Below are 26,500 nucleotides of genomic sequence, written 5' to 3'. Positions count from 1 at the left end.
AACGCACCAACCGATGGTTGGACCCTACAAACTATCGCCGCACATTGCGACATCTAAACGACGAGGACAGCGCCCATTCGATCAAAATCCGCCGGGATTTTGCGAAGCGTTTTCCCCAGCATAGAACGCAATGCTGCTACCGAGTTGACGTCGGCCAGAATCTGTCATGTCATCCGGCCTCACCATTTCTTGAAGCTGAGCACATCAACATCCGGGAGGCTGTCATGAACGCGAAGAAATACGCCGCCGAGGCGATCGGTACATTCTGGCTGACATTCGCCGGATGCGGCAGCGCCGTCATCGCCGCCGGATTTCCGCAAGTCGGCATTGGTCTTGTCGGCGTGTCGCTGGCATTTGGATTGAGCGTCGTGACGATGGCCTATGCGATCGGTCACATCTCCGGCTGCCATCTCAACCCCGCGGTCACCGTGGGCCTCGCCGCGGGCGGCCGTTTCCCGGCCGGGCAGATCATTCCCTACATCATCGCGCAGGTGATCGGCGCCATCGTGGCTGCGGCGGTGCTCTATGTGATCGCGAGCGGCGCGGCCGGCTTCGACCTTGCCAAGGGTTTTGCGTCGAACGGCTATGGCGAACATTCGCCGGGCCATTACGACGCCGTCGTGTGCTTCATCATGGAAGTGGTGATGACCATGATGTTCCTGTTCATCATCATGGGCGCGACCCACGGTAACGCACCCGCCGGATTCGCGCCGCTCGCGATAGGGCTCACGCTGGCGATGATCCATTTGGTCAGCATTCCCGTCACCAACACCTCGGTCAATCCGGCACGCAGCACCGGTCCGGCGCTGTTCGTCGGCGGCTGGGCCCTGGCGCAGCTCTGGATGTTTTGGGTTGCGCCATTGATCGGCGGCGTACTGGGCGGCGTGATCTACCGCTGGCTGAGCGCAGAGCCGACCGGCATGGTCGAAGGCCGATAGCGGCATGAGCGTCAGGTCTGCTTTCCGCGAGGCTGAGCAGACCTGTCCTTAATTCGGGATCCGGCAGACCATCAGAGGGACAGGAAAATGGCCTCGGAAAAAATCGCAGCAGTTCTGGGCACCATCGTCGCGCTGGTGGTGCTCGCGGCCGCGTTCATTTACGTGCCGCCAGGAAGCAGCAATGCGCCGGCCAGGCCGGCCGAACCGGTCACAGCACCGGCGGCGCCCGTGAATGCAGCGCCCGCTACGCCCGGCCCCGTGGTCAAGGATGTCCCCCAGCAATAGCGAAACGTTCCGGAAATCAATCCTGGCGAGATTCATTGTACCCGCGGCTCACACCGGAGCCGATTTTGGCCGGATGCGGACAGCAACGATCGCGATTCGTCCCATCCCATCTTGCATCGTAAACATCTTGAAGACTGAGGCGGAGCAGTCAGCGTCTCGGCCTCATGGTTCGAGACGGCGCTTGCGCGCCTCCTCACCATGAGAAACCGGGCACGCACAAGATCAAAGCGGCCGTTTCAGCTCACCCAAATCCCAGAACAGGCCCGCCATCATGCGCAATGCCTCTTCTGTCACCGACAGCAGAATGTGCTCATCGGGCGCGTGCTGCGAGCAGCCGGGATAGGAATGCGGCACCCAGATCGTGGGCAGGCCGAGCATCTCCGAGAATACGTCGTTCGGAAGCGAGCCGCCGAAATTCGGCAGGATCGCGGGATCCTTGCCGGTGGTCTTCCGGATCGAGTCCGCCGCCCATTCGATCCAGGGGCTGTCGAGATCTGCGCGCGAGGCCGCAAAACTCTGCGAGGCGCTTACCTTCACCATCGAGAATCCGTTTGCATCGAGATGACGCTGAACCGCAGGCACGACATTCTCGATGTTCGTGCCGACGACATAGCGGATCTGCAGCACGGCGCGCGCCTGGCCGGGAATGGCATTGGCCGGCTTGTCGATATTGCCCGAGGACATCGCCAGCACCTCGAGCGTATTCCATGCGAAGAGCCGTTCGGCCGGCGACAGGCCATCCTCGCCCCAGTTTGGCGATAACGCGGGCTCGTCCGCCATCGGCTCGACCTTGACGTCGGCGAGCATGGCGCGGATCTGGTTGGTGAGCCGCGGCGGCTTCATCTCCTCCAGCAACAGACGGCCCTGCCCATCGACCAGCGAAGCGATCGCGTTGGCAAGGATTGTCGCGGGGTTGGCCAGCACGCCGCCCCAATTGCCAGAATGATGGCCGCCATCGCGCAGATCGACATCCAGATGAATCCGCAAGCCGCCGCGGCACCCCAGAAAGATCGTCGGACGATCCGCCGACAGCCGCGGCCCGTCCGAGGCCACGAACACGTCGGCCCTGAGTTCATCGCGCAAGGAGCCACAGACTTCCATCAGGTCGGGAGATCCGATCTCCTCGCTCATCTCGATGATGAACTTGGCGTTGAATCCGAGCCTGCCGCCACGGGCCTCGCGAACCGCACGCAGCGCCGCGATATTGATCGAGTGCTGGCCTTTATTGTCGGCGGTGCCGCGGCCGTAAACCCGATCGCCCGCAATGGTCAGCCGCCAGGGATCGAGATGGTCGCGCCACTCGCCGGCCATGCCGTCGACGACATCGCCGTGACCGTAGGTGAGAACGGTCGGCGCCGTCTCACCCTCTTTATATTCCGCGAGCAGATAGGGACGCTTGCCACCGGCGGATTCGATCACGCGCGTGGTGAATCCGAGTTCCGAAAACGTCGGCTTCAGTTCCGCCTCGAGATAGGCGCGCAGCACCTCCCTCCTTCCCTCATTCTGGCTTTCGGTCGGATACGCAACCCTACGGCCGAGCTCATCGAGAAAATCACCGGATTGGAGATACTGGCTGACGCGATCGATGACTTCGGCTCTGCTCACGAATAATATCCCGCGTTGGCGTTGCGGGATCAGCGTAATCGAACACACGCCATCGGGTCCATGTCTGATCCGTGCCTGATTGTTTTGATCGGCCTGATTGTTCTGATTTGTGTCGTTTTCAACCCTTCGCCGGAACGTGAATGTCCGGGCACAGGTCCGCATGAGCGCAAATCTCGATGAACGGAATGCCGGTGGTTATTCGGTCGCCTACGGGCGCGACGACAGCTATTTTCCTGTCTATGTCACCGCCGCCCTGGCCGCGATCTTTCTCACGGCCGCCTGGATCACCGCCGCGGCCTATTGGCTGGCGCTGGCGGTCGCGGCGGCCGGCTTCACCTATTACAACATTCCTTTGCTGGAGACCGGGCGGCCCACCATCGGTGCCAACCAGTATGGCATCTTCATCCAGGCCTTCGGTCTGCTCCGCTGGCGGGCCATCGAACGGATCGATCTTGTCGAGATCGCCGAGCGCGCGATGACGGTGCATGAGCTTCAGATTGCACTCAACACGACGCTTGCCAGCGCGCTCGTCACCGACTGGCGCAAGCAGCCGATCCATCGCCTGCTGATGCGCTTGCCGTGGCGCATGGATCACAAGGGCGTGCTGCGCGTCAGCCTGGAGCCATTTGACCGGCCGCCCGATGAAATCCATCGAACGTTCCTCAGGATGTGGCGCTTTTATCGGAGCTAGCCAGCTGCGGGGAAATTCCGCCCCCCTCTCCCACAAGCGGGAAAGGTAACGCGGGTTCACGGACGGGTCGATTCAACCAGGCCACTGGCTGGCTTCCGTCCCATGCCCGGAGCATTGGCCGGCCGAAATGCCGGTGCTCCGGGACGATCTCGATGGCTGGCTACTGCACCACTTCTCCATGCAGCGCGAGATCGAGTCCCTCGCGCTCCGTTTCGTCCGACACCCGAAGGCCGACGAAGATCTTGACCACGAACAGGATGATCAGGCTGACGACCGCGTCATAAATGAAGACGGTGGCGACGCCGGTGCATTGATTGAAGAACTGACCGATATTGCCTTCGAGAACACCCGCGGTCCCGCCATATTGCTCGACCGCAAATACCCCGGTCAGCAGCGCGCCGACGATGCCGCCAATCGCATGGACGCCGAAGCAATCCAGGGCATCGTCATAGCTGAACAGGTGTTTCAAGCCGGTGCATCCCCAGTAGCAGACGACGCCCGCGGCGATTCCGATCACAAAGGCGCCGACCGGTCCCACGAAGCCGGAAGCCGGCGTGATCGCGACAAGCCCGGCGACCGCCCCCGAGCAGATGCCGACGACGGTCGGCTTGCCCTTCAGCGCCCATTCCACCAACATCCAGGTGAAGCCGGCGACAGCCGTGGCGATCTGGGTCACCAGCATCGCCATGCCGGCCTGCATCCCCGCGGTGACGGCGGAGCCGGCGTTGAAACCGAACCAGCCGACCCACAGCAGAGCGGCGCCGATGAAGGTCAGCACCACATTATGCGCCGGCCCCGTCTCGGCGCGCTTGCCGAGCATGATGGCGCACATCAGCCCGGCGACACCGGCGTTGATATGCACGACCGTCCCGCCGGCGAAGTCGAGCACCTTCACCCATGCGGCATCGTTGCCGGCGGAAAATATCCCGTCGGGTCCCCAGACCCAATGCGCGATCGGCGCATAGACGAAGATCGCCCACAGGCCGATGAACCACAGCATGGCCGAGAATTTCATGCGCTCGGCGAACGCACCGGCAATCAGCGCCGGCGTGATGATCGCAAACGTCATCTGGAAGCAGATGTACACACTTTCGGGAATCGTCGCGGCGAGCGGATTGGGATTGCCGATGCCGCCCTTGCCGATATCGCTCAGGATGTCCTTGAGGAACATGCGATCGAGGCCGCCGATAAAGGGCGTGCCGGCGCGAAACGCCAGGCTGTAGGTCAGGATCGCGAAAAGAATCGTCACCAGGCAGGTGACGGCAAAGCTGGTCATCACGGTGTCGCCGACATTCTTCTTGCGCACCATGCCGCCATAGAACAGCCCGAGGCCCGGGACCGTCATCATCAACACCAGCGCGACCGAGGTGAGCATCCACGCCGTGTCGCCGGAATTAGGCGTGCAATTCTCGAGAACCTTGCCGCCGCAGGCCGGCGGCGCGTCCTGCGCGAATGCGATGTCACTGAACGCAAGATAGAGAAGTACCGTCCCCAGAACAGCGGTCCCGAAAGTCGCGAGCCTCTGGCGCGCGTATGTCCCTGATCCCATCGTCGTCTTCCTCCCTGTCGCAAGATGATGTCAGTAGGTTTACCCAGCCCCTTTTTCAGCCCCTTCAGCGCGAACGTACGCGGTCCGCTCGATCGCAACCTGCGACGATAGAGAGGTCGGCATGCCAGGCGCCGCAATCAATTTCCGGATGTTGTTTGTGCCGGCCGAATCCGTCGGCCTCGATCACAGTGATGGTTTGCACGGCGACGGCCTGCATGCCGAGAGCCGACGGCACGCCGTGTACTTCGTCGGGCACGACTGGCTGGATATTGGCGGTGACTAGCCCCATCACTTACCAGCCCTTCCTGACATCCGGTCAGGGCTCGACAACGTTTCCCGCAACTAATTTTTGGTCTTGATTAATCAAGATTCATGCCAGCGATCACGCGCTGGCAACTTGTTGAATCGCTGTTGATTCCAATTCGCTCTTCCGGAATCACTCTAGCGTTCTGCTATTTCTGATAGCAGGCTCGCCCATAAAGAAGGCAGGATATTGCAGCGCAACGGCGGTTGCGCGCGATGTATCCATCTCCGCTCAGCAGCCTTTCTCGCAAGCCGGATTCTTGACGTCGGGCCTGGGGTCGCCGGTGAACATGCTCCGGTTCGGCATCTCGATCGCGCTCAGCGTCCTGGCGTCGAGCGTCGCGTCGGCGGGCAACAGGCCGTTCATGTTGAGGATATAGGCTGAGACCGCATAAACATCTTCATTGCTGAGCGACTGCGGCGCGTTCTGCGGCATCGCACGGCGGATATAGTCGAACAGCGTCGGCGCGTAGGGCCAGTAACTGCCGACTGTCTTGATCGGCTTTGGCGTCGCGATCGTGCCTTGGCCGCCGACCAGGCGATCGCCGACACCGCCCTCGCCCTTCTCGCCATGACAAGCCGAGCATTGCTGCTCGAACACCTCGCGGCCGTGGGCGACGGTGCCGCTTCCGGCCGGAAGGTTGGAGCCGTCGCGGCCGATATCGATATTCCAGCCGGCGATTTCCTTATCCGTCGCGGGGCGGCCGATGCCGTAGTGGCCCTGCGTCTCGGCACGCACGGAGAACGCCAACGACGTCAGCGCCACGAGCGCCAGCACGGATTTACGCATTGGCATTGGTCACCTGCCCCTGCGCGTCGATGCGCCACGGTTGGATCGCGTTGTTGTGGTAATATGAATTCACACCGCGAACGGATGTGAGTTCGGCGAAGGTCGGCTGCACATAGCCGGTCTCGTCGATGGCGCGGCTCTGGATCACTGCCGGTTCGCCATCCCAGTGCCACGGCAGCCGAAACCGCGTCAGCGCGCGGGTCAGCACCGGCTCCTGCAATTCCGCTTCCTGCCAGCTCTTGCCGTCATCGACCGAGATATCGACGCGCTTGATCTTGCCATGCCCGGTCCAGGCGATGCCGGTGATCTCGTGAAAGCCTTTTTGCCTGAGCTGCTGCCCGCCGGAGGGCCGGGTGATGATGGATTTCGCTTCCATATAGAAGGTGAACTCGCGCGCGGTGCCATCCGGCATCAGGTCGGTGTATTTCGAAGTCTCCTCGCGCGAATAGGCCGGCTCGGTCACGGCCTTCAGGCGGCGCAACCATTTCACGTTCATATTGCCTTCGAAGCCGGGCAGCAGCAGCCGCAGCGGATAGCCCTGCTGCGGGCGCAGCCGCTCGCCATTCTGGCTGTAGACCAGCATGGCATCGTCGAGGCATTTCTCGATCGGGATCGAGCGCGTCAGCGCCGCCGCGTCGGCGCCTTCGGCCACCAGCCATTTGGCTTCAGGTCGCAATCCGGCCTCTTCAAGTACCAGTTTAAGACTGACGCCGGTCCATTCGGCGCAGCTTAGCAATCCCACCAGGTCGGACGCGGTCTTGCCGTAAGGCTTGGTGTAGACCGGATTGCCGGAGCATTCGAGGAAGTGGATCCGCGATTGCGACGGGAAGCGGCGGATGTCCTCCATCGTGAAGATCGTCGGACGCTCGACCAGCCCATGCAGCATCAGCCGATGCTGCTCCGGATCGATGGCGGGAACGCCGCCATGATGGCGCTCATAGAACAATCCATTGGGCGTGATGATGCCGTCGAGATCGCCGATCGGCGTCCGCCCCGAGGCCGAGATATATTGCGGCAGATTCGCCTGGATGTTCTTGACGACGTTCTTCTCGAACGGCGACGGCGTGCCATAGGGTTGACTGCCCATGTCCGCGCCCGGCGCCTTCATCCAATCGGGAATATTGGGCGGCAGATTTTCCGAGCCTGGCGCGGGCTGTTCGGCCAGCGCTTGTCCGCCGATACTGCCCATGACCGCGCTGCCGAGCAGCGCGCCACCTTCGCCCAGCAATCGCCTGCGCGACAGGGACCGCCTCGCCTTATCGGCACTGGCGGCAGTTGTTTTGCTTGCCACTTCTTCCTCCGCTCCCGGTGGTGACGGCTTCCGAGCCCTTACGGGGCCGAAGCCATATGGTCATATTCCCCCGCTTCGCTCAACGCCGGCTCGTTTCGAATGGCATGTGGATGACGGAAGGCTGCGTCTAAAATTTATCGGTGATCGGGAACAAAATTCTCGCCACGATATTTCGTTCCCGAGATCTGCACCGGCGACGCAGATCCGGTTTGCGAAACGCCTCGCGTGATTTCTCAAGCTTCTTGAGAAGATCAATTGTATTGTCCGGAATGGGGCATAGCCGCCGCATTTAACTGAACATCGTATCGATCATCGGCCATCGCGCTGGACAATGATGGCTGATCCCGGCGGCTGCGCGGGCTTGCGGCATCGCGCGGGGCGGCTTGCACCCGAGACAATCAACTCAACGGCGAAAGCAAAGGGGAGCGAGGCAGGCCGCTCGCATCGCGCAGATTCCAATGCAGCACTCCTGATTAATAATGGCATGAGAAGACCATGCCGTCGTTCCGGCCTGCCTGCCCAAAACGACGATGGCGAAGTGTGGGGGAATTAGGGCGCGCGTTTCGAAAGAATTGCGGCTGTTAGATTAAGGGTGGCGACCGCAGGTAGATAATTAGTGTAGAAAGCCGCCTATTTTCGTACCAACACGCATGAAATCAACAATCCAACAGCATAATTTGCTGCAAAGCAGCAAAATTACCCAAAATTAATTCTGGTTTCGATGCTTCCCTACTCGACCGATAAACGTTTTACACCATGTGTTGAATCAAAGTGATCCGAGGAAACCATGAAGAGGGGAATCACAGTTCTGGCGTGCGTCTGTCTGCTTACGGCTGGCGTCTATTTCGCCATCAGCAAGTGGGGCATCAGCCACGAAACGCTGGATCTGTTCGACGCCTCGCGGCAGCGGCCGGTGACCGTCGATCTCGCCGTGCGGCGCGATTTCCGGCTGAAAGCGGACGAAGGCTTCTGGAAGCTCCCGGTCGCGATCATCAGCAATGGCAACACCGTCAAGAACACCGAATATTCGTTCCTGGCCAACGTGCTCGCGACACGTGGATATCTGGTTGCCAGCATTCAGCAGGACAATCCGGGCGACCCACCGTTGATGACGGTTCCGGGCGAGCCCTATGTCGGCCGAACCGCGGTCTATAAAAAAGGCGAGTCCAATATCCTGTTCGTGCTCGACGAGTTGAAGGGCCGGCAGCCTGACGCGGACTATCGTCACCTGACGCTGGTCGGGCATTCCAACGGCGGCGACATCTCGATGTACTTCGCCAAGCAGCATCCCGAACTGGTCGCGCAGGTGGTCACGCTCGACAATCTGCGCGTGCCGTTCGTGGTCAGCGACAGGATGAAGATATTGTCGTTTCGCTCCGACGATCCGAATTTCAAGGCCGATCCCGGCGTGCTGCCTTCCGCAGCCCAGACGATCAGGGACGGCGTCGACATCGTCAGGACCAAATTCCAGCACACCGACATGAGCGATCGTGGCCCCGACGCCGTGAAGCAGAAGATCCAGGCGGATCTCGATCATTTCCTGGGTGACCACTCCACCAGCGAATTGTCGGCGACGAGCACCGACAGGCCGCTGATCGCCAATCCGCCGGTGCCGGCCGCGCCGCCAGATCAGAAATCCAAGAAGCCGACGGCGCAAAACTCCGGCGCGACGGCCCCGGTCACTCCAACGCCAAACGCGCCAAAACCGGGCGCGCAAGGCTCTTAGAGTCTGCTTGAATCAGAAGCGAGGCGCCGATCTCAATCGGCGCGCTGCTGCACGGTCTGCTCGCTGGTGAGGAGCCGATCCGTATACGCCGCCCCCCCAATCGCGAGCAGCGCCAGAATGGAAATCACCGCCAATGTCTGCATCCGGAGATTGTCGTTGGCGATTGTGGCCAAAAACGTCAAAGCCTGGCGCATTTTCGAGGAGATCGAGACAGCGATCATCGCTGCACCGCAAGAGCCGTGCAACGAAATGCGTCAGGATATCAAGGCTCAAGCCGTGTTACCGGCGTCGATCGTCAGCACCGACCCCGTAATATTACGGCCGCCGTCGCCGAGCAGGAATTCCACCATGCGCGCGACATCCTCGACTTCAGGCAGCCGCCGCAGCGCGCTGCGGCCGGCGATGCGCTGGCGCTGATCGTCCGACAGGCTCTGCGTCAGTTCGGTATCGACGAAGCCGGGCGCGATCGCGTTCACGGTGATGCCGAGCTTGCCGACTTCGCGCGCGAGCGACCGGGTAAAGCCGGTCGCCGCCGCCTTGGTCGCACCATAGACCGACAGGCCGTTATAACCGGTGCTGGCGATGATCGAAGACATGTTGATGATGCGGCCGGCGCCGTCAGCCATCATGTGCCGCACCACATATTTGGTGAGCACGACCGGCGAGAGGATGTTGAGACGAAGCAGCGCCTCGATATCGCTGTTGTGCATCGTGGCGAGCAGCCCTTCGGTACCGATTCCCGCATTGTTGACGAGGCCGTGGATCGCGCCGAATTCGTCACGCAGTTGCTTCACGAAGCCTGGGATGGCCTCGACATCGCTGAGATCGAACGGCTTAAAGCGGAGCGCGCCCCGGCCCTGCCGGATCGCATCCTGGATCGCGTCGTTCAGTTCGTCGTTCTCGTGCCGCGCCACCGCGATGACATGATAGCCGGCGCCGGCTAGCCGGCGCGCGATGGCGAGCCCGATACCGCGACTGCCGCCGGTGACCAGGACATTATGCATCGTGCCGAGCCAGCTTTCCGGCCGCCGTGATCTCCAGCGATGGCACGAATTTGATCACGGCCGGCACCTTGTGGGGCGCGAGCGAGGCCTTGCAACCAGCCAGGATCCGGGCGCGGATTTCGTCGCCACGGCCGGCGTCATCACCGTCGGCAAGAATGACGTCGGCGACCACGACGGCGCCGGTGATCGGGCTGCGCCGCGACTTGGCACGCGACATCCGGACTTCCGGCTGACGGTTGATCACCGCTTCGATCTCCTCGGGATGGACCTTGAGGCCGCCGATATTGATGATGCCGCCGCGCCGGCCGACGAAATGGTAACGGCCGCCACGCAACTCCACCATGTCGCCGGTGTCGACGAAACCTTCAACGTCCGTGAGAGCTGCGGCCTGCCGGCCGATATAGGCATGGGCCGTGCGCGTCGAGCGGATTCGCAGCGAGCCTTCCTCGACCTTCATTTCGACGCCGTCGTGAATTCCAAGCAGAGCGGCGGGAAAACCTTCACGGCCATCATTGACCGCGAAACCGACGCCGGCCTCGGTCGAGGCATAGGCATGGCCCACAGACGCATCGCGAAACGCCGCGCGCAAGCCGTCGAGCACGGCCTGGTCGGCGATCTCGCCCGACAGGCGGACGTAGCGCGGGGCGAAGCCTTTGGCGGCGCCGCTCATCAACAATTTGCGCCAATGCGACGGCGTGCCGGAAATATGCGTCACGCCCCGCGCTTGCAACCGCGCGACATGATCGGCCAGCGCCTCACCCGGATTCGACAACACCATCGAACCGCCGCCGATGATCGCGCGCAGGAAAATCTGAAGCCCGCCATAGCGGCGGATGTCATAGAAGGTGGCCCAGACAGCGGCGCCGCCGCGCGCTGGGCCGTCGGCGACGATCGCGCCGGTCAAACCTTCCAGCGTGTGCCCGACGATCTTCGGCGCGCCCGATGTGCCCGATGTCAGCATCAGCCATTCGGTCGCGCGTTCGGTCCTGGCTTTTATGGCGGCCTTTGCCGGCGGTTGCGCGTACACCACGAGCTTGCTGTTCGCGCCCTCCCATTGCGCCGGATGGTCGGTGACCACGGCGTCGATCTCGGCGTCCTGCATCAGACTTTGCAGATGATCGGCCTTGAGGTCGGGCGGACAGAGCAGCATGCGTCGCGCCACGCCGTCGAGCTCCGTCATCACCAGGCCGGAGATCAGTTGATCGGCGACAGCCAGCAGCACCGAGCGCCCTGACAATTCCTCAAGGCGACCGGCGAGGCAGCTATGTTCGAGGATATCCGTCAGCGAGACGATCCGCTGCGCGTCGGAAATCGTGCGGCCCTTCAGCTCCGGGCCGAGATAGTCGCGCAGCGCGAAAATCTCACGCGGGGACATTTTCATAGGCCCGGATGAAGTCGCCTATGGTGAGAGGAAAGGTGGCGTCCTCCGACATCGTGAACGGGTCGATGCCGAGATCGTCTTCCAGACGCGCCACCAGGATTGCAAAGGCCAGCGAATCGAATCCGGTTTCGTGCAGCGACAACGCGTCGTCGAGCGGCGGCAACGTCACCTTCTGCTCCACGGCAACCTGCCGTATCGCCGCGAGAATCTTTAACCTTACCGACATGGATGTTCCGCCTTGTTCTGAGCCCCGAAACGGCATCATAGGGCGCAAATGTGAAATATCCCGGCCCGGCCGCGGTCTTTTGCGCGCGTTGGTAAACCGAAACTCGCCGCTCCGCCTCCATTTGGGACGGGGACAACAGTATGCTAAAGTTAATAAAACATCACATACAGAAGATCCAATGGCAACTCAGACTGGCGCCGTAACCGGAAGGATCAAGCGTGTTCCCCAATCCGTTTGACGACCGGCCGGTACGGATCAAAGCCAAAATCGCGATGATCTACATCCTGCTTGTTGCGGCGAATATCGCGGCCTGGATCTGGGCATTGATGGCGTTTACCGGCAAGCCGGCTTTGCTCGGCACGGCCGCCCTCGCCTACATGTTCGGCCTTCGGCACGCTTTCGATGCCGATCATATCGCCGCCATCGACAATGTCGTTCGCAAGCTGATGCAGGAGGATAAATCGCCATTCTCGGCGGGCTTCTACTTCTCACTCGGGCATTCCACCATCGTTATTCTGGCTTCGGTTGCCGTTGCCACGGCGGCTGCCATGCAGAACAAGCTCGAAACGTTTCACAACATCGGTGGCGTGATCGGGACCAGCGTATCCGCGCTGTTTTTGCTGATCGTCGGCCTCGCCAATCTCCTCATCCTGAAAAGCATATGGTCGGCGTTCGGCCGCGCCCGCCGCGGCGAGAAGATCATCGAGGAAGACCTTGATACGCTGCTGGCGGGTCGAGGTCTCCTGGCGCGAATGTTCCGTTCCGTGTTCCGCGTCGTATCGCGATCCTGGCAAATGTATCCGATCGGCTTTCTCTTTGGCCTTGGCTTCGATACCGCCACGGAGATCGGCCTGCTCGGCATCTCGGCCGCCCAAATGGAACAGGGCACGGCATTCTCGACCATTCTGGTTTTTCCCGCCCTGTTCACCGCCGGCATGTCGCTGATGGATACGACCGACAGCGTAGTGATGACCGGCGCCTATGGCTGGGCCTTCGTGAATCCGGTCCGGAAGCTCTGGTACAATCTCACGATCACAGCCGCGTCGGTTGTGGTGGCTCTCTTCATCGGAGGCGTGGAGGCGCTCGGATTGATTGGAGAAAAACTCGGACTCGAAGGCGGATTCTGGGGCCTGATCGGCAATTTGAATAACAATTTGACGAATTTCGGCCTGGCGGTTGTCGGCATCTTCATCGCAAGCTGGATCGTTTCCGCGGCGGTATACCGGGCAAAGGGCTTCGACCATCCGCAAGTCGCGCAGCCGTTCTGATCGGATGCCGCCTGTCGGATTGGGGTCAATCGCCCTTGTCACCGCCGCCCAAGCCGACGGAAGCTAATTCATAATCTGATCGAACCATCGAGAATGCGCGCATAGGCGCCATCGTCGACCGGGCGATACGTGCCGCATTTCGGCTCGCGGAAGAACAGCGGATCGGTGACGCGATGCGGATCGAAACCCTCGCGCATCAGACCGTGTTTCTTCTGCTTGAAGGTCTCGGTGCTATCGAGCGCCGTGCAGATGCGGATCATCACCGGACAGGCATAGGCCGGTAACCGGCGCGACAGGTGACTGGCGAATTCGCCGAGATCGAAACTTGAATCGACCACGATCGCGGCCATGCCGGCGCGGCCGTCGGCGCCGGGAATTTCGACGCCATAGGTCGCCGCTTCGATGACACCGGGGCAATCCGCCACGGCCGCGTTCACTTCCGAGGTCGCGACGTTCTCGCCTTTCCAGCGGAAGGTATCGCCGATCCGGTCGACGAAATGAAAATAGCCCTGCTCGTCGAGCCGCATCAGGTCGCCGGTGCGAAACCAGGCATCGCCCCTGGCCCGCACGTGGCGCAGGATCTTCTTTTCGGTCTGCGCGGCATCGGTGTAACCCTCGAAACGGCCGCCGCCCTCGTCCGCGATTCCGATCCGTCCCACGGCTTCGCCGGCCTCGCCGCGCGCGCAGGCGATGCAAAGTCCGTCGGCGTCGCGGACGGGCGTGCCAAGCTCGGGATCGACCCGGATGATCGCCGCCGGGAAACGATGCGCCAGCAGTGGCGGAATCCGGCCGATCGCGCCGGGCTTGCCCTCGACATTGTAGAGCGAGAAATTGCCCTCGGTCGCCGCATAGAATTCGAGGATCCGGGGAATCGCGAAGCGCACCTGGAAAGCTTCCCAGATATCGCCGCGCAGCCCGTTGCCGCAGGCCAGCCGCAACCGATGCTGCCGTTCGAATTCGGATGCAGGCGCTTTCAGCAGGTACCGGCAAAGTTCGCCGATATATTGGAACAGCGTGCAATCCCAGCGCACGATCTCGCGCCAGAACTGGCCGGCCGAGAATTTGTCCGGCAGTACCACGGAACCGCCCGCGCTGAGCATGCTGCACGGCGCGACGATGCCGCCGACGCTATGAAACAGCGGCAGGCAATCATACAGCCGATCGTCGGGTGAAGCGTCGGTCAGTCCGGCGAACCAGCCGCCCCAGTTCAGGATGCGGCGGTGGCTGATGCTGGCCGCTTTCGGCAGGCCTGTGGTGCCCGAAGTGTAGATCAGCAGCGCGCGATCATTGATGGTAATGCCGCGCCGCTCGTCCGGCGTCAGCGCGCTGCCACTCGTCCGGTCCAGAATTGCATCCAGCGCTTCGCCGACCTCGCCCGTTTCGACCTGATCGCCGCCATGAAGCCAGACCTTCGGCACGCGGTTCAAATAGGGCGCCGCAGTCTCGAAAGTTGCGGCAAGATCGGCGGCCAGGATGACGTGATCGGCTTCCGCGACGTTGATGCAATGCGACAGCGACAAGCCGACAAGCTTGGTGTTGATCAGTGCGACGACGCCGCCAACCCTGGTGATGCCGAGCCAGGCCGCGAGATAATCCGGCCGCGCTGGCATGAACAGGCAGACCGTATCGCCGGTCTTGATACCCGCTTGCAGCGCCCAGCGCGCATAGCGGTTGATGCGGTCGGCGAGATATTCGTAGCTGAACGTCTCTGTTTCCGACAGCAGCGCAGGATGCTCCGGCTGCCGCGCCGCATGGCCGTCAACGATGTCGGCGAACAAACAATGCGGCTCGGCTTCGATACGTGAGGTGCGCTCGATCGCCTTCAGCCAGATCTTGGCTGCCGACGGCCTGCCCTGCCGCGGCCGTCCATCTGTCGATCGCTCGATAGGTTCTGCGTTCATGGCCGAAGGCTCGCGGATCGATTCGGGCCATCTATAGCCGCGCGCGCCCGGTCAGGGGTTAATCGGATTCGTTAAATCCGGGCCCTTATAGCGTTTTCAAGTGAAACGGATTCCGGTTCGCGTCAAGAAAACGCGTCGAAACAAAATGTTAGAGCCCGATTCTGATTCAATCAGAACCGATAAGGCTCTCACCGGACAGAGTTAAAATCGGCTTGCGGGCGCGGTTTCACGCATCATCGCCATCGCCGCAAGCCCGACCGCGCTGGCAAACAGCATGTACCAGGCCGGCGCCAGCGCATTGCCGGTGACATGAAGCAGCCAGGTGACGACCAGTTGCGCGGTTCCACCGAAACTCGCGATCGCCACCGCGTAGATCGTGGCAAGGGCGCCGCCGCGGATGTTCTGCGGCAGAGATTCCGTGAACGCGACATAGAACGCGCTGTAGGGAATGCTGCCGATCAGCGACAGCAAGCCGAATCCGCCCAGCAGCGACATCGCGCTCTTCGTCTCCACGATCCACAGGAAGACCGGATACGTCAGCAGCAACGTGGCAAGCTGCGGCCACACCATGACCCGCCATCGCCCGGCGTGGTCGGCGAGCCAGCCGCCGTAAAGCGCGCCGGCGATGGCGAGGCCGTTGCTGACGACAGAAGTGGCGAAGGCGAGATCGGTCGCCACATGCAGCGTGTTCTCGGCATAGGTCGTCATGTATTGCGTGACGTAAGTGGCGATGGTGCCGCTCGCCAGTATGAGCAGGCCGAGTACGATGACGCGGGCGTGGTCGCGCATGATACCGAGCCGTTTGCCGGCAGGGCGTTTCGCGGCCTCACTCAGATCCACCGTTTCCGGTAGCGCGGCACGCAAATACAACCCGAACGGCAGACTGACCGCGCCGATCAGAAACGCGATGCGCCAGCCATAGGCCGTGAGGTCGGCCTCGTTCATCAGTTTCGACAGCACGACGCCGACCAGCGCGCCCGCGGTCGCCGCGATTTCCTGGCTCGCCGGCTGCCAGGAAACCGCAAGCCCTCGCCTGCCGGGCGCGGCGGATTCCATCAGATAGGCCGTGGTCGGCCCGACCTCGCCGCCCAGCGAAAAACCCTGCACCATGCGCGCGATGATGGCGATGATGGGCGCGGCGATGCCGATCTGCTCGTAAGACGGGGTCAGCGCCAGCACGATGATGGCGCATCCCATCATGGCAAAGCTCAGGATCATCGCCGGCCGCCGGCCGGCCCGGTCGGAATAGGATCCGATCACGATGCCGCCGATCGGACGCGTAATAAAGCCTGCACCGAAGGTCGCCAGCGACAGCATCAGGCTGCCGAACTGACCATGCGAGGGAAAAAAGGTATGTCCAATCTGGATCGCGAAAAAACTATAGGTAATGAAATCGTAGAACTCGAGCATGTTGCCGATGGTGACGGCCAGCGTCGTGCGGGCGAAGAAAGCCGGCCGATCCGGTTCAGCCGCGGCAGCCTGCGAAGATCGATTTGCCATCCGTCCCATCCATCAAAGTTACCGGCTGCGCCACGGGCCATCTTCCGCCGGTGAAAGCTCCCGTCAATCCCCGGAGCCGATCGCGGGACGAACGGCGCCGGCGAGAATATCGGCAGCCAGACGGTCATATTTGCGCACCCAACCTTTACCATGATGGATACTACATCGTGTAGCGCGGTCTGGTTTCTGCGATGATTGTCCGAGTTGATGATTGCCCGATCCACTGACGAGAGGCCGCAATGATCTCCAGGCGCGCTTTATTCCATTCGGCAGCGGGTGCCGCAACCGGGCTGCTGCTGCCGAAATCGATGACATCGGCGCAGGCCGCGCCCGCCTATCCGGTGCAACCGGTGCGCTGGGTGGTGCCTTACACCGCCGGCGGCGCGACCGACGTGCTGTCGCGGCTGGTCTGCCAATACCTGTCCGACCGGCTGGGCCAGCCCTTTGTGGTCGAGAACAAGCCCGGCGCCGGCAGCAATATCGGCACCCAGTATGTGATCAACTCGCCGGCAGACGGCTATACGCTGCTGCTGACCAGCACCGCCAACGCCATCAACGCCTCGTTCGATCCGACGCTGACCTATGATTTCGCGAAAGACATCGTGCCGGTTGCGGGCGTCGCCCGCATTCCGCTGATGCTCGTGGTCAACAACGATCTGCCGATTCACAACGTCGCCGAGTTCATCGCCTATGCCAAGGCGCATCCAGGCGAACTCAGCATCGCCTCGTCGGGCGTCGGGACATCGCTCCATCTTTCCGGCGAATTGTTCAAGGCGATGGCCGGGATCAAATTCACCCACGTCCCCTACCGCGGATCAGCGCCGGGCCTGACCGACGTCATGTCGGGCCATATCCAGGGCATGTTCGACAATGTCTCGTCGTCGTTCGAATTCGTCAAAAGCGGCAAGCTGCGCGCGCTTGGCGTCACCACCAAGGAACGGTCGGATATCCTGCCGAACGTGCCGTCGATCACCGAAACGCTGCCGGGATATGAGACCAGTTCGTTCTACGGCGTCGGCGCCCCGCACGACACGTCGGCGGAAATCGTCGATCTCCTGAACAAGGAAATCAACGCCGCGCTCGCCGATCCGACCATCAAGCCGCGGATCACCGAACTTGGCGCTATTCCGATCGCCGGCAACGCCAAGCAGTTCGCCGCCATGCTCGCGGTTGAAACCGACCGCTGGCGCAAGGTGGTGGAAATGTCCGGACAAAAGAGAGAGCTCTAAGCCGGACGACTTTTCTTCGAAAAGTCATCCAGCCCTATCTTTTTGCCAGCTCTATCTTTTGTTTGAACATGACCTTCCTGCACAAACGCGTTCCGCGTTTGTCGCGAGGGAAAACCGGTTTCCGCTTTGCGCTAACGCAGCCCTCCGGGTCCGGATCATGCTCAAAAGCCGGCTCCGGTTGAATCAGAACGGGACCGAGAGCGTTTTCGAGTGAAAGCCGGCTCTGGACTTGGATAACGGGTATACCGGTTCGCGTGAAGAAAACACGTCAAAACAATAATCTAGAGCTTCGGTTCTGATTCAATCAGAACCGAACATGCTCTCGCAGCCGTCTATCCGCGGGTATCCAGCGATACCCCCAACTGATGCGCCTTGACGGCGGTTGCACCCACGGTTCGCTTCAACGCCTTCGAAATCCTGGCGACCCCGACCTTCTTTTTGGCAAGCGATTTCAATTCACGCACATCCGCCGCTGTCCAAGCCCGCCTAACTGACTTTTTCTTCACCGGTTTTTTCGTTACTGATTTTTTCTTCTTGGCCATGTCGGCTCCTCTACTTAAGACGCGCGCTTGTAGCACAACGAGACGATAAGGCAATGAAACGAAAATTGCGGCATGTTAATTTTACACGCGCGTCGTGAGCGCGGTGTCAAGGCTCGCGCTTCGATACATCCTTTGCGGCGGACGCAAGGTTGGCGGCGATCTGCCGCATCTGTTCGCCAGCGCTGGCAAATTGGCTTTGCAGAAATTCCGTTTGAATTTGCAGGGCCTGCTGAAGATCGGTCGCCTGCACCAACTTCCGCGCCTGCTCGAATGCTGACATCACATTCTGCTCGGTGAAGCTAAGCACCTGTTTGGAAATCTCGGTTCCCGGCCCCGGAATCGCCGCCGCCGATTTGCTGGCGGCACCGAAAAACATGCCGAATGCTCTTTCCGTGTGGTCGATGGTTTTTTCGACAAGGTCACGCAATTCGGCCGGCACGTGCAGTTTAGTTTCTGTCATCCCATCTTCCCCGATCTAAAAATTAGCAGCTAGCATGGTTTCGTAACTGCGTCCCTGCCATATTTTCCCCTCATCCATCCGTGGAACGGTGGATGATGACAAGAACTTTACCGGCATTCCGGCCAGGATCATTCTAAAGACCGTTTTCGACTATTTTACCGTGGCGAAAAGATTCGGTGTCGAAGGCCGGACGGCAGATGACAATAAGCCGGCAGGCAGCTACGACTGCGGAAACCACCGCGCCGGCGATCGAAGGAATTCATTGAAATATCCGTTATATGGTCGCCAAAAGGATTCATGGTTACAATCGACAAAACCCAGGAATCGAACGAGCCGTTGAGCGGCGCGCCTCTGCTCCGCCAGAAGCGACGACGCTTTTCGTTTTTCATCCTGTTTGCCGGACTGTTTGTTTTCGCCGTCGCCGCTGGCGTGCTCTATTATGCCTTGCGGCCGGAGATCCTGCGCATTGCCGTCGGGCCTTCCGGCAGCGACGACCAGAAACTGATACAGGCCCTGGCGCAGACCTTCTCCCGGGAGAAGAGCCCGGTCAGATTGTCGGTGCTTCCGACCGACAGCGCGACCGCGAGCCTGGCGCTGCTGGGGGCCGGCAAAGCCGACCTTGCCGTGGCCCGCGGCGACCTCACCATGCCGCCCGACGCCCAATCGGTTGCGATCCTGCGCAAAAATATGGTCGTGTTATGGGCGCCCTCCGGCCTATCCGGCAACGGCTCCAGGAAGATACCGGCGTCCAAGGTCAAGAGCCTGGAAGATCTCGCCGGCCGGCGCCTTGGTGTGATCGGAACGACGCAAGCCAACGTCACATTGCTCCGCGTCATCCTGAGCGAGTCGGGCATCGCTCCGGAGAAAGTCGCCGTGGTGCAGTTCGCCGTCAATCAGCTCGGCGAGATGGCACACGACAAGAGCATCGACGCCTTCATGGCGGTGGGGCCGCTGGACAGCAAGATCACCGCCGAGGCGATCGCGACCACGGCGCGCGAACGCGGCGAGCCGAAATTCCTGCCGATCGACGTATCCGAAGCGATCGCGGAGAAGCATCCGCTCTATGAGTCCGAGGAAATTCCCGGCAGCACCTTCAGCTCGTCACCGGCGCGGCCCGACGACAAGGTCGAGACCGTGAGCGTCAACCATCTGATCGTCGCGCGGCGCGAACTATCCGAGACATCGGTCGGCACCTTCACGCGGCAATTATTCGGCGCCCGGCAGGCGCTGGAAAGAGAATTGCCAGGTGCCGCCAATATCGCGACGCCCGACACCAGCAAGGATGCGGCACTGCCGGCGCATCGTGGGGCCGCGGCCTATATCGACGGGACCGAACGGACCTTTCTGGAAAAATACAGCGATTATATCTGGGGTGCCTTGCTGCTGCTCTCGGGCCTCGGCTCGGCCGGAGCCTGGTTCCGCTCTTATCTGAAGCGGGACGAAAAGGCCCAGAGCATCGCGCTGCGTGATCGCGTGCTGACGCTGTCCACCCAGGCGCGCGACGCCAATTCGCCCGACGAGCTGCGCAGCATGCAAGGCGAGGTCGACAACATCGTCCGCGAGACCTTGAATGCGTTTGACGACGGCGCGATCGAGGAAGGCGACCTGGCCGCCTTCAACCTGGCGCTCGAGCAATTTCGCCGCTCGGCCGCGGACCGCTACGCGGCGTTCGGCAACGTAACCTTCGATCCCCCGCGACTGCGAAGCAGGCAATAATTTAGCGGAGGATTGCCGCCAAAACCTGCTCGATTCAGGCGGCATCAAAATCTGGATTTAGCTCGTTGCTTTTGGCGCATTTTCTTCATGCCAACCGGTACCCATTTCGCTCGAAAACGCTGTAAGGTCGCCGGCTCAGACGGTTTTCGACGAAACGGCGCATGATGATCGATACATCCTCTTCCGGAGCTTCCCGCCATGCGACCGCGCATCACGGCTGGCCGCTGCTGCGTTCGCTGCAAGGCTATCGGCCCTCGTTCCTGACCCATGATCTGGTCGCGGGTTTCACCCTGGTCGCGATCGCAATCCCCGAGCAACTGGCGACCTCGCGACTCGGCGGATTTTCACCGCAGATCGGCTTCTTCGCTTTTCTCGCGGGCTCGCTGGCGTTCGCTTTGTTCGGAAGCAATCGCTTTCTCTCCAGCGGTGCCGACTCGACCATCACACCGATCTTCGCCGGCGGCCTTGCGTTGCTCGCGATATCCGGCTCACCCGATTATGCCGCGCTCGCCGGCGCGCTCGCGCTGATGGTCGGCGTTGTGCTGGTCCTGGGCGGCATTTTCCGCCTTGGCTGGGTTGCCGATTTGCTTTCGATTCCGGTGACGGTAGGTTTTCTGGCGGGGATCTCAATTCACATCCTGATTTCGCAAATGCCCGCCATTCTCGGGCTGCGGGAACCAGGCGGCGCGATGCTGGAGCGGCTTGCCACGCTGGTCGCGCAACTGCCACAGGCGAACCTGTTTTCGCTCGGCATCGGCCTTGGCGTTCTGGCGCTGATCGCCCTTTCCGAGCGGACCGATGCGCGCATTCCCGGCGCGCTGATCGGGCTGGTCGCCGCGGCCGCCGCGACTGTATTCCTCGGCCTCGAAAGCCGTGGCGTCGCCGTGCTGGGCGAAATCCCGGTGGCGCTGCCGTCGCTCGCCATTCCCGACATCGCGGTGAGCCGATGGCTGCAACTGGTGCCGCTCGCCTTGATCGTGTCGATCATCGTCATGGTGCAAACCGCCGCCACGACGCGATCGTTCTCCCCCGATCCGAACCAGCCGCCGGACGTCGATCGCGATTTCATCGGCGTCGGCGCCGGCAGCCTGATCGCCGGCATGGTCGGCGGATTTCCGGTCAATTCCAGCCCGCCGCGCACCGCGATCGTCTCGGAGACCGGCGGCAAATCACAGCTCGCCATCCTCGTTGCGGCGGCGATCGTTCTGGCGCTGCTCGCCTTCGGCGGCAATCTGCTGCGCCACGTGCCGCAGGCCGCGCTCGGCGGCGTGCTGCTGTTCGTCGCCATGCGCATCATCCGCGCCGGTCAGATCGTGGCGATCTACCGGCAATCACGCGGCGAATTGCTGCTGGTCCTGGCGACCGCAGTGGCCATCATTGTCCTGCCCATCGAGCAGGGTGTCGCGATCGGAATCACGCTGTCGCTGCTGCACGGCATCTGGAGCACCACGCGCGCCCGCGTCACGCTTTACGAGCGGGTGCCGGGCACCTCGATCTGGTGGCCTTGCAATCCGCACATTCCCGGCGAGACCCAGCCCGGCGTCGTGGTCGCCGGATTCCAGGCGCCATTGTCGTTTCTCAACGCCTATCATTTTCGCAATGACATGGCGGCGCTGGCGCAGGCTTCCACACATCCGCCTCGCCTCATCGTTCTGGAATCAACCGGCATCGTGGAGATCGACTTCACCGCCGCGCAGCTCCTGAGCGACACGATCAGCGCCTGCCGCGCCTCGGGCGCCGGCTTTGCCATCGCAAGGCTTGAATCGGAACGGGCGCAGCGGGCGGTCGAACGGTTCGGCATCCTGCCGCTGCTCGCCAAGGGCCAGCTATTTCAAAGCGTGGAAGAAGCCATCAAAGTGTGCGGCGGCGAGACCACATCTTAAAGACCAGGGTCTCGATGGCAACCAATCGTCCGGTTGCGGTGATCGAGAGACAAAGCCACCTCGCCTTGCGAAATCCGACGCAGAGCGAGGTGCAGTTGCGGGAGGATCCGGGAGCCGGAACTGTGGCTCAATAAAGACACCGGATCGATAAAGACTGGATCGATGTACTGTTCCCGGCCATGACGAATTAAGTGGCGAGGAAGCGCAGACATCGGAACCGAGCATCCGGAACTCGCGTTCCGCTGCCATGTTTCCGCTGCCATGTAATGAGCGCGAGAACGCCTTGATTATGTTCGGAACTCCGTCTCCTCCCCCTGGTTCTGTCTTCGCGTCATGCATCCCAGGAGGATATCTTTCATGCGATCCAAAATTCTACTCTCCGCTCTCGTGGCCGCCTCGCTGGCGGGCGCAACGACCATTGCATCCGCGCAATCCTCGCAGATGCAACCCGCTCCCGGCGCATCGAGCGAAGGCAATGTCGGTCCTGGCGCGACCAGCAGCAGCGGCCATATGAAGTCCAGCAAGATGAAATCGGGCACCACCACCGGCATGAGCAAGGGTACGTCGCGCAATCCCTCCAGCGAGGGCAATGTCGGTCCGGGTACCGGCAGCACCAATGGCTCCAGCCCCGGCAACAGGTAGCTGCCTTCGCTGTAACGACAAAAATTCGCAAGCACCTTCCGACAAAAACGAAACGGGCTCCGGTCTTGCCGGAGCCCTCTTCATTTCAAGCCGCACCGACCTCAGACGCGCGCCTTACGCGTCGAAGCCGAAGCCGCCGCCTTCTGCATGATCATCGCGACGACCGCATCGATGATCCGGCTGATCGCCGCGCGCCGATAGGCCCAGCGTTCGTCGGCGTCCGGCACTGCGATGACCATGGTGGCGTTGGCTTCGAACAGCAGGAGGTCGCCATCCGGCGAGAGCCCAAAATCGATGCCGGCATAGTCGAGACCGAGCGTGTCGCGAATTCCATGCAGTGCCCGCATCGCCTTGTCGCCCAGCGCCGCTCGCATGTCGGCGAGAAACAGCGCTTCCTCGGCGCGATGGTCCGGCTTCTCGGCCATGTCGGAAGTGAAATAATGCACTTTCCAGTTCCGCGAGATCGCCAGATGCAGCGGATAGATTTCGCCCGCGATCATCATCACGCGATATTTGCGCGCATTGCCATCGCCGCCGCGGGCATCGAGATATTCGATGACGAGCAGATCTTCGCCGGGAAGATCCGCGGCCATAGCGGATAGCTCATCCGCCTTCTCGACAAAGATAAAGTTGCGCCCGGTGTGATAGCCGGGTGAGCGCAGCAACAATGGAAACGTGAAACCGCGCTCCGCCAGCGCCGCGGCGCCGCCGGGTCCGGCAAGCAGCTCACGCGAGAGCGAAATCGTTCGCGGCGTCACCACATGGGGCACGGCACCAAGCCGGACGGCGTTGTCGATGCGTCCGGTTTTCATCACCGCACCCGGATCGTTGATCACGGGCGCCATGCTCCGCGCGATCAGGCGGGTCGCCGCCTCCAGGGCGGGCTGGCAGAGATCGGTATCGCCGATGGCGTTGAAGATCAATTGGTGCGGCGGCAAGGCTGTCTGCGGATCGAGATAATCGGCGACGATCACCGATGTCAGGAAAGTGCAATCGTCGAGGAATGCGGCGGTCGGGATGTTGCCGCCCCCCGACGATACCAGTTGCAGCAACGCTACCGGCGGCGTGGTGCCGCGATAAGGCTGTGTCGAAACCGCGTGATGGCGAAAGCCGATCGCAAAATGCTCTCGGGCGGCGGCGCGATCGCCGAGATCGGACAACACGGCGCCCAGTCCCTGATGCGCCTCTGCGCGGTCCGGATCGATCCGCAGCGCCGCCTCGTAATGCTCGCGCGCTTCCGCATGACGGTTGGCGCGCAGCAGCAGATTGGCGAGGTTGACCCGCGGCATCGGGTTACCGGGATGGTGCAGGATCGCTTCCGCATAGACGCGGCAGGCGGCGTCGATCGCGCCGGTCTGGGTCAGCAGCATGCCGAATTCGTTGAGCGCGCTGAAGTGCTGCGGCGCCCGGCGCAGAATATCGATGAAGGCGGACTGGGCCTCGCTGCGGCGGTCCAATGCCCCCAGAAGCACCGCACGCTCGACCTCGGTCGCGATGGCATCATCCCCGCCCCCCGCGCGCGCCAGCAGGCCGTCGAGTTGCCGCAGCCGCGCTTCCTGCGCCAGCCGGGGCGCCCAGCTCTTCGGGCCGCCGGTATCGGCCAAAACTGCCGGTTTCTGTTTCAAGGGGCTCACGATCTCAGCAGCTTCGGGCGCAGGTCATCTCGATCCGGGACTATCGGCTGATTCGCCGCCCCGGCGTATCGGCAAAATATCGGCTGGCTCGCCGCCAATATTACCGAATGCAATATTGCCGTTTCCGATTCCGGCGCGGCCGCATTCCGCCTGTCCCCGGCAATGGCGAAGGCGGCAACGACAACACTTTGTTTACCAAGAATCTTCATGGTCTGGTTACCTTTCCTCAACGAGGCGCCAACCATGACCGCACCCACGCCGGCCACTGCCGATACCGAGCGGGCGCTCCCGACCGGCACGAACTGGCTGCGTATCGGCGACGAACATTATGGGGCCGGCCGGAACGACGCCGCCATCGATGCCTATCAATGCGGCCTCGCCGCCATCGCCGCCGAACCGCCCGGCAGCGTACCGGCGGCAACCGTTTCGGACCTGCACGCAAAACTCGGCAACGCCTGCCTGCTCCAGGGCGATCTCGAAACCGCCGCCGCGAACTACAAGGCGGCGCTGCGGCTGGCGCCCGAACTGACGTCGTGCTGGTGCAACCTCGGCAACATCCACATCAAGACCGACAAGGCGCAGGAGGCGATCGCCTATTATCTGCAGGCGCTGAAAATAAATCCTGCGCATTGGGCCTCGCGCACCAATCTGGTTCAGGCGCTGATAGCGACCAAGCAATTTGCGGTCGCCAGGACGCTGCTGCTGGAGCTGGCCGCGGAACGGCCGCAGGACGCCGCGATCCACCATCAGCTCGGCAAGGCGCTGTTCGAGCTGGGGGAAGTGCTATCGGCGATCGAATCCTTCGAGCGGGCGCTGGCCCTCAATCCGCGCGACGCCGACAGCCTTTACTGGATCGGCGGCATCAAGCAGCGGCTCGGCGATGACGCGGCCGCGCAGGTCGCCTATGCGAAGGCGGCCGCGATCCAGCCGCTGATCCGACGGCCGGCGATCAAATCGCCGGCGGATTTTCGCGTGCTGGCGCTCTACGCGCCGTTCGGCGGCAACACCCCGACCGAATATCTCTTCAAACATGCCGCCTACGAGACCGATACGCTGGCACTGTTCGAGTCCAATCACTACGACGCCGACCTGTTCAAACAGGGCGTCCAGGTCGTCGTGAACCTGATTTCCGACGTCGACCAGGCCGCCGCGGTGCTTCCGCTTGCCGCCGATCTCGTCGAGCGGCTCGGCAAGCCCACCGCCAACGATCCCCGCAAGATCCTGCGCACCACGCGCGATGCGGTCGCGGAATTGCTGACGGGAATTGAAAATTGCCGGATTCCGAAAATCCTGCGCCATCAGGCCGGCAGCCAGCTTGGAATCGACGACCTACAGGCCGCGTTCCCATCACTGTCTCCCATCCTGGTGCGGCCGGTCGGGACTCACGGCGGCGATGATTTCGAGAAGATCGACCGCGTTGCTGATCTCGCAGCCTATCTGGCGCGTCCCGCCGACACCGATCGCTACTTCATCGAATATGCCGACTATCGTTCGGCGGACGGTCATTTCCGGAAATATCGCTTCATCTTCGTCGACGGGCAAATTCTCCCCTACCATCTCGCGATCGGAAACGACTGGAAGGTGCATCACGTCAATACCGACATGGCCAACCAGGAATGGATGCAGCGGGAAGAAGCCGCCTTTCTGGACGATCCCGCCTGCGTCTTCAATCCTGAGCACTACCAGGCGCTGCGCGAGATTCAGCAGCGCATGGAGCTGGACTATTTCGGCATCGATTGCGGTGTGGACACCAACGGAGACCTGCTCGTGTTCGAGGTCAATGCCTCGATGCTGGTGCATGACGACAACGCGCAATTCCCTTACAAGGACCCGGCCGTCCGCCGCATCAAATCGGCCTTCGATGCGATGCTGACAAAGCTGGCCGGAATAGGTGACTGAAGACAGTCGCCACCGCGCCAAGCGAGACGTGCCTCAC

At 61.9% G+C, this 26,500-nt stretch carries 25 protein-coding genes; 10 read left to right on the top strand and 15 right to left on the bottom strand.

Features of this window, described 5'->3' with window-relative positions; all coding sequences use genetic code 11:
* Window positions 1–224 precede the first annotated feature (224 nt).
* The gene (gene aqpZ, locus HB630_RS03120) at window positions 225–938 is read left to right on the top strand and encodes an aquaporin Z (RefSeq protein ID WP_213769980.1); all 714 of its coding nucleotides are present in this window, start codon (window positions 225–227) and stop codon (window positions 936–938) included.
* 87 nt (window positions 939–1,025) lie between these two features.
* A complete protein-coding gene (locus tag HB630_RS03115; protein WP_213769979.1) occupies window positions 1,026–1,223 on the top strand; it encodes a hypothetical protein in 198 nt (65 codons plus the stop codon).
* Window positions 1,224–1,445: 222 nt separating this feature from the next.
* On the opposite strand, the gene HB630_RS03110 is transcribed toward HB630_RS03115, so the two are convergent.
* Window positions 1,446–2,828 (bottom strand): M20/M25/M40 family metallo-hydrolase, encoded by a 1,383-nt coding sequence (locus HB630_RS03110; RefSeq protein ID WP_213769978.1) that lies wholly within the window; start codon window positions 2,826–2,828, stop codon window positions 1,446–1,448.
* Window positions 2,829–2,988: 160 nt separating this feature from the next.
* Here HB630_RS03110 and HB630_RS03105 point away from each other — a divergent pair, with 160 nt between their 5' ends.
* Window positions 2,989–3,519, top strand: coding sequence for a hypothetical protein (locus HB630_RS03105; protein WP_213769976.1), 531 nt, complete (start codon window positions 2,989–2,991; stop codon window positions 3,517–3,519).
* 160 nt (window positions 3,520–3,679) lie between these two features.
* Here the strand turns inward: HB630_RS03105 and HB630_RS03100 are convergent, their stop codons facing one another.
* The 4 genes from HB630_RS03100 to soxC form a co-directional block, all read right to left on the bottom strand.
* The gene (locus tag HB630_RS03100) at window positions 3,680–5,068 is read right to left on the bottom strand and encodes an ammonium transporter (RefSeq protein WP_213769975.1); all 1,389 of its coding nucleotides are present in this window, start codon (window positions 5,066–5,068) and stop codon (window positions 3,680–3,682) included.
* Between the two features lie 64 nt (window positions 5,069–5,132).
* Window positions 5,133–5,360 (bottom strand): hypothetical protein, encoded by a 228-nt coding sequence (locus tag HB630_RS03095; RefSeq protein WP_213769973.1) that lies wholly within the window; start codon window positions 5,358–5,360, stop codon window positions 5,133–5,135.
* 243 nt (window positions 5,361–5,603) lie between these two features.
* Entirely contained in the window at window positions 5,604–6,167 is a 564-nt protein-coding gene (locus tag HB630_RS03090) for a cytochrome c (protein ID WP_213769971.1), read from the bottom strand.
* Window positions 6,154–7,452 carry a sulfite dehydrogenase gene (soxC, locus tag HB630_RS03085; protein WP_346656022.1) on the bottom strand — a complete coding sequence of 433 codons (1,299 nt, stop codon included), beginning with the start codon at window positions 7,450–7,452 and terminating at the stop codon, window positions 6,154–6,156. The genes HB630_RS03090 and soxC overlap by 14 nt, the downstream gene beginning before the upstream one ends.
* Before the next feature lie 787 nt (window positions 7,453–8,239).
* Between soxC and HB630_RS03080 the strand changes: the two genes are divergently transcribed.
* Window positions 8,240–9,178, top strand: a complete 939-nt coding sequence (locus HB630_RS03080; protein WP_249780613.1) for an alpha/beta hydrolase — start codon at window positions 8,240–8,242, stop codon at window positions 9,176–9,178.
* A gap of 32 nt (window positions 9,179–9,210) precedes the next feature.
* On the opposite strand, the gene HB630_RS03075 is transcribed toward HB630_RS03080, so the two are convergent.
* Genes HB630_RS03075 through HB630_RS03060 form a run of 4 tightly spaced genes read right to left on the bottom strand, consistent with a single transcriptional unit; the run spans window position 9,211 to window position 11,789 of the window.
* Complete coding sequence (locus HB630_RS03075) at window positions 9,211–9,399, bottom strand: hypothetical protein (protein WP_213769969.1); 189 nt, start codon at window positions 9,397–9,399, stop codon at window positions 9,211–9,213.
* A gap of 48 nt (window positions 9,400–9,447) precedes the next feature.
* Entirely contained in the window at window positions 9,448–10,182 is a 735-nt protein-coding gene (locus HB630_RS03070) for an SDR family NAD(P)-dependent oxidoreductase (RefSeq protein WP_213769968.1), read from the bottom strand.
* Window positions 10,175–11,557: a fatty acid--CoA ligase family protein gene (locus HB630_RS03065; protein ID WP_213769967.1), complete on the bottom strand. Its 1,383-nt coding sequence runs from the start codon at window positions 11,555–11,557 to the stop codon at window positions 10,175–10,177. Before HB630_RS03065 ends, HB630_RS03070 begins: the two co-directional genes overlap by 8 nt.
* Window positions 11,544–11,789, bottom strand: a complete 246-nt coding sequence (locus HB630_RS03060; RefSeq protein WP_213769965.1) for an acyl carrier protein — start codon at window positions 11,787–11,789, stop codon at window positions 11,544–11,546. Before HB630_RS03060 ends, HB630_RS03065 begins: the two co-directional genes overlap by 14 nt.
* Before the next feature lie 218 nt (window positions 11,790–12,007).
* Between HB630_RS03060 and HB630_RS03055 the strand changes: the two genes are divergently transcribed.
* On the top strand, window positions 12,008–13,057 hold the full coding sequence (locus HB630_RS03055) for a HoxN/HupN/NixA family nickel/cobalt transporter (protein WP_213769964.1): 1,050 nt from the start codon (window positions 12,008–12,010) through the stop codon (window positions 13,055–13,057).
* Window positions 13,058–13,125: 68 nt separating this feature from the next.
* Here the strand turns inward: HB630_RS03055 and HB630_RS03050 are convergent, their stop codons facing one another.
* Window positions 13,126–14,958, bottom strand: a complete 1,833-nt coding sequence (locus HB630_RS03050) for a long-chain-acyl-CoA synthetase (RefSeq protein ID WP_213769963.1) — start codon at window positions 14,956–14,958, stop codon at window positions 13,126–13,128.
* A gap of 201 nt (window positions 14,959–15,159) precedes the next feature.
* The gene (locus HB630_RS03045) at window positions 15,160–16,458 is read right to left on the bottom strand and encodes an MFS transporter (protein ID WP_213769962.1); all 1,299 of its coding nucleotides are present in this window, start codon (window positions 16,456–16,458) and stop codon (window positions 15,160–15,162) included.
* 239 nt (window positions 16,459–16,697) lie between these two features.
* On the opposite strand from HB630_RS03045, the gene HB630_RS03040 reads away from it, so the two are divergent.
* Window positions 16,698–17,687, top strand: coding sequence for a tripartite tricarboxylate transporter substrate binding protein (locus tag HB630_RS03040; RefSeq protein WP_213769961.1), 990 nt, complete (start codon window positions 16,698–16,700; stop codon window positions 17,685–17,687).
* A gap of 332 nt (window positions 17,688–18,019) precedes the next feature.
* Here HB630_RS03040 and HB630_RS03035 read toward each other — a convergent pair whose 3' ends face one another.
* Together HB630_RS03035 and HB630_RS03030 are read right to left on the bottom strand one after the other, a co-directional pair.
* Window positions 18,020–18,229: a hypothetical protein gene (locus HB630_RS03035; RefSeq protein WP_213769960.1), complete on the bottom strand. Its 210-nt coding sequence runs from the start codon at window positions 18,227–18,229 to the stop codon at window positions 18,020–18,022.
* Window positions 18,230–18,335: 106 nt separating this feature from the next.
* A complete protein-coding gene (locus tag HB630_RS03030; protein ID WP_213769959.1) occupies window positions 18,336–18,689 on the bottom strand; it encodes a phasin family protein in 354 nt (117 codons plus the stop codon).
* A gap of 297 nt (window positions 18,690–18,986) precedes the next feature.
* On the opposite strand from HB630_RS03030, the gene HB630_RS03025 reads away from it, so the two are divergent.
* From HB630_RS03025 to HB630_RS03015, 3 genes are all read left to right on the top strand, one after another.
* Window positions 18,987–20,405 carry a TAXI family TRAP transporter solute-binding subunit gene (locus tag HB630_RS03025; RefSeq protein ID WP_213769958.1) on the top strand — a complete coding sequence of 473 codons (1,419 nt, stop codon included), beginning with the start codon at window positions 18,987–18,989 and terminating at the stop codon, window positions 20,403–20,405.
* A 164-nt stretch (window positions 20,406–20,569) separates the two neighbouring features.
* The gene (locus tag HB630_RS03020; RefSeq protein ID WP_213770705.1) at window positions 20,570–22,288 is read left to right on the top strand and encodes a SulP family inorganic anion transporter; all 1,719 of its coding nucleotides are present in this window, start codon (window positions 20,570–20,572) and stop codon (window positions 22,286–22,288) included.
* A 357-nt stretch (window positions 22,289–22,645) separates the two neighbouring features.
* Window positions 22,646–22,930 carry a hypothetical protein gene (locus HB630_RS03015; RefSeq protein WP_213769956.1) on the top strand — a complete coding sequence of 95 codons (285 nt, stop codon included), beginning with the start codon at window positions 22,646–22,648 and terminating at the stop codon, window positions 22,928–22,930.
* A gap of 101 nt (window positions 22,931–23,031) precedes the next feature.
* On the opposite strand, the gene HB630_RS03010 is transcribed toward HB630_RS03015, so the two are convergent.
* Both HB630_RS03010 and HB630_RS03005 read right to left on the bottom strand, forming a co-directional pair.
* Window positions 23,032–24,555, bottom strand: a complete 1,524-nt coding sequence (locus HB630_RS03010) for a tetratricopeptide repeat protein (protein ID WP_213769954.1) — start codon at window positions 24,553–24,555, stop codon at window positions 23,032–23,034.
* A 5-nt stretch (window positions 24,556–24,560) separates the two neighbouring features.
* Window positions 24,561–24,773, bottom strand: coding sequence for a hypothetical protein (locus HB630_RS03005; RefSeq protein ID WP_213769952.1), 213 nt, complete (start codon window positions 24,771–24,773; stop codon window positions 24,561–24,563).
* Between HB630_RS03005 and HB630_RS03000 the strand changes: the two genes are divergently transcribed.
* Window positions 24,772–26,463: a tetratricopeptide repeat protein gene (locus tag HB630_RS03000; protein ID WP_213769951.1), complete on the top strand. Its 1,692-nt coding sequence runs from the start codon at window positions 24,772–24,774 to the stop codon at window positions 26,461–26,463. The genes HB630_RS03005 and HB630_RS03000 overlap by 2 nt on opposite strands.
* Window positions 26,464–26,500 lie beyond the last annotated feature (37 nt).

This window comes from Bradyrhizobium sp. dw_78 (assembly GCF_018449525.1).
In the GTDB taxonomy this organism is placed as follows: Bacteria; Pseudomonadota; Alphaproteobacteria; order Rhizobiales; family Xanthobacteraceae; genus Bradyrhizobium.
The sequence above is the reverse complement of the archived record's forward strand: the minus strand, read 5'-3'. Positions and strand labels throughout refer to the sequence as shown.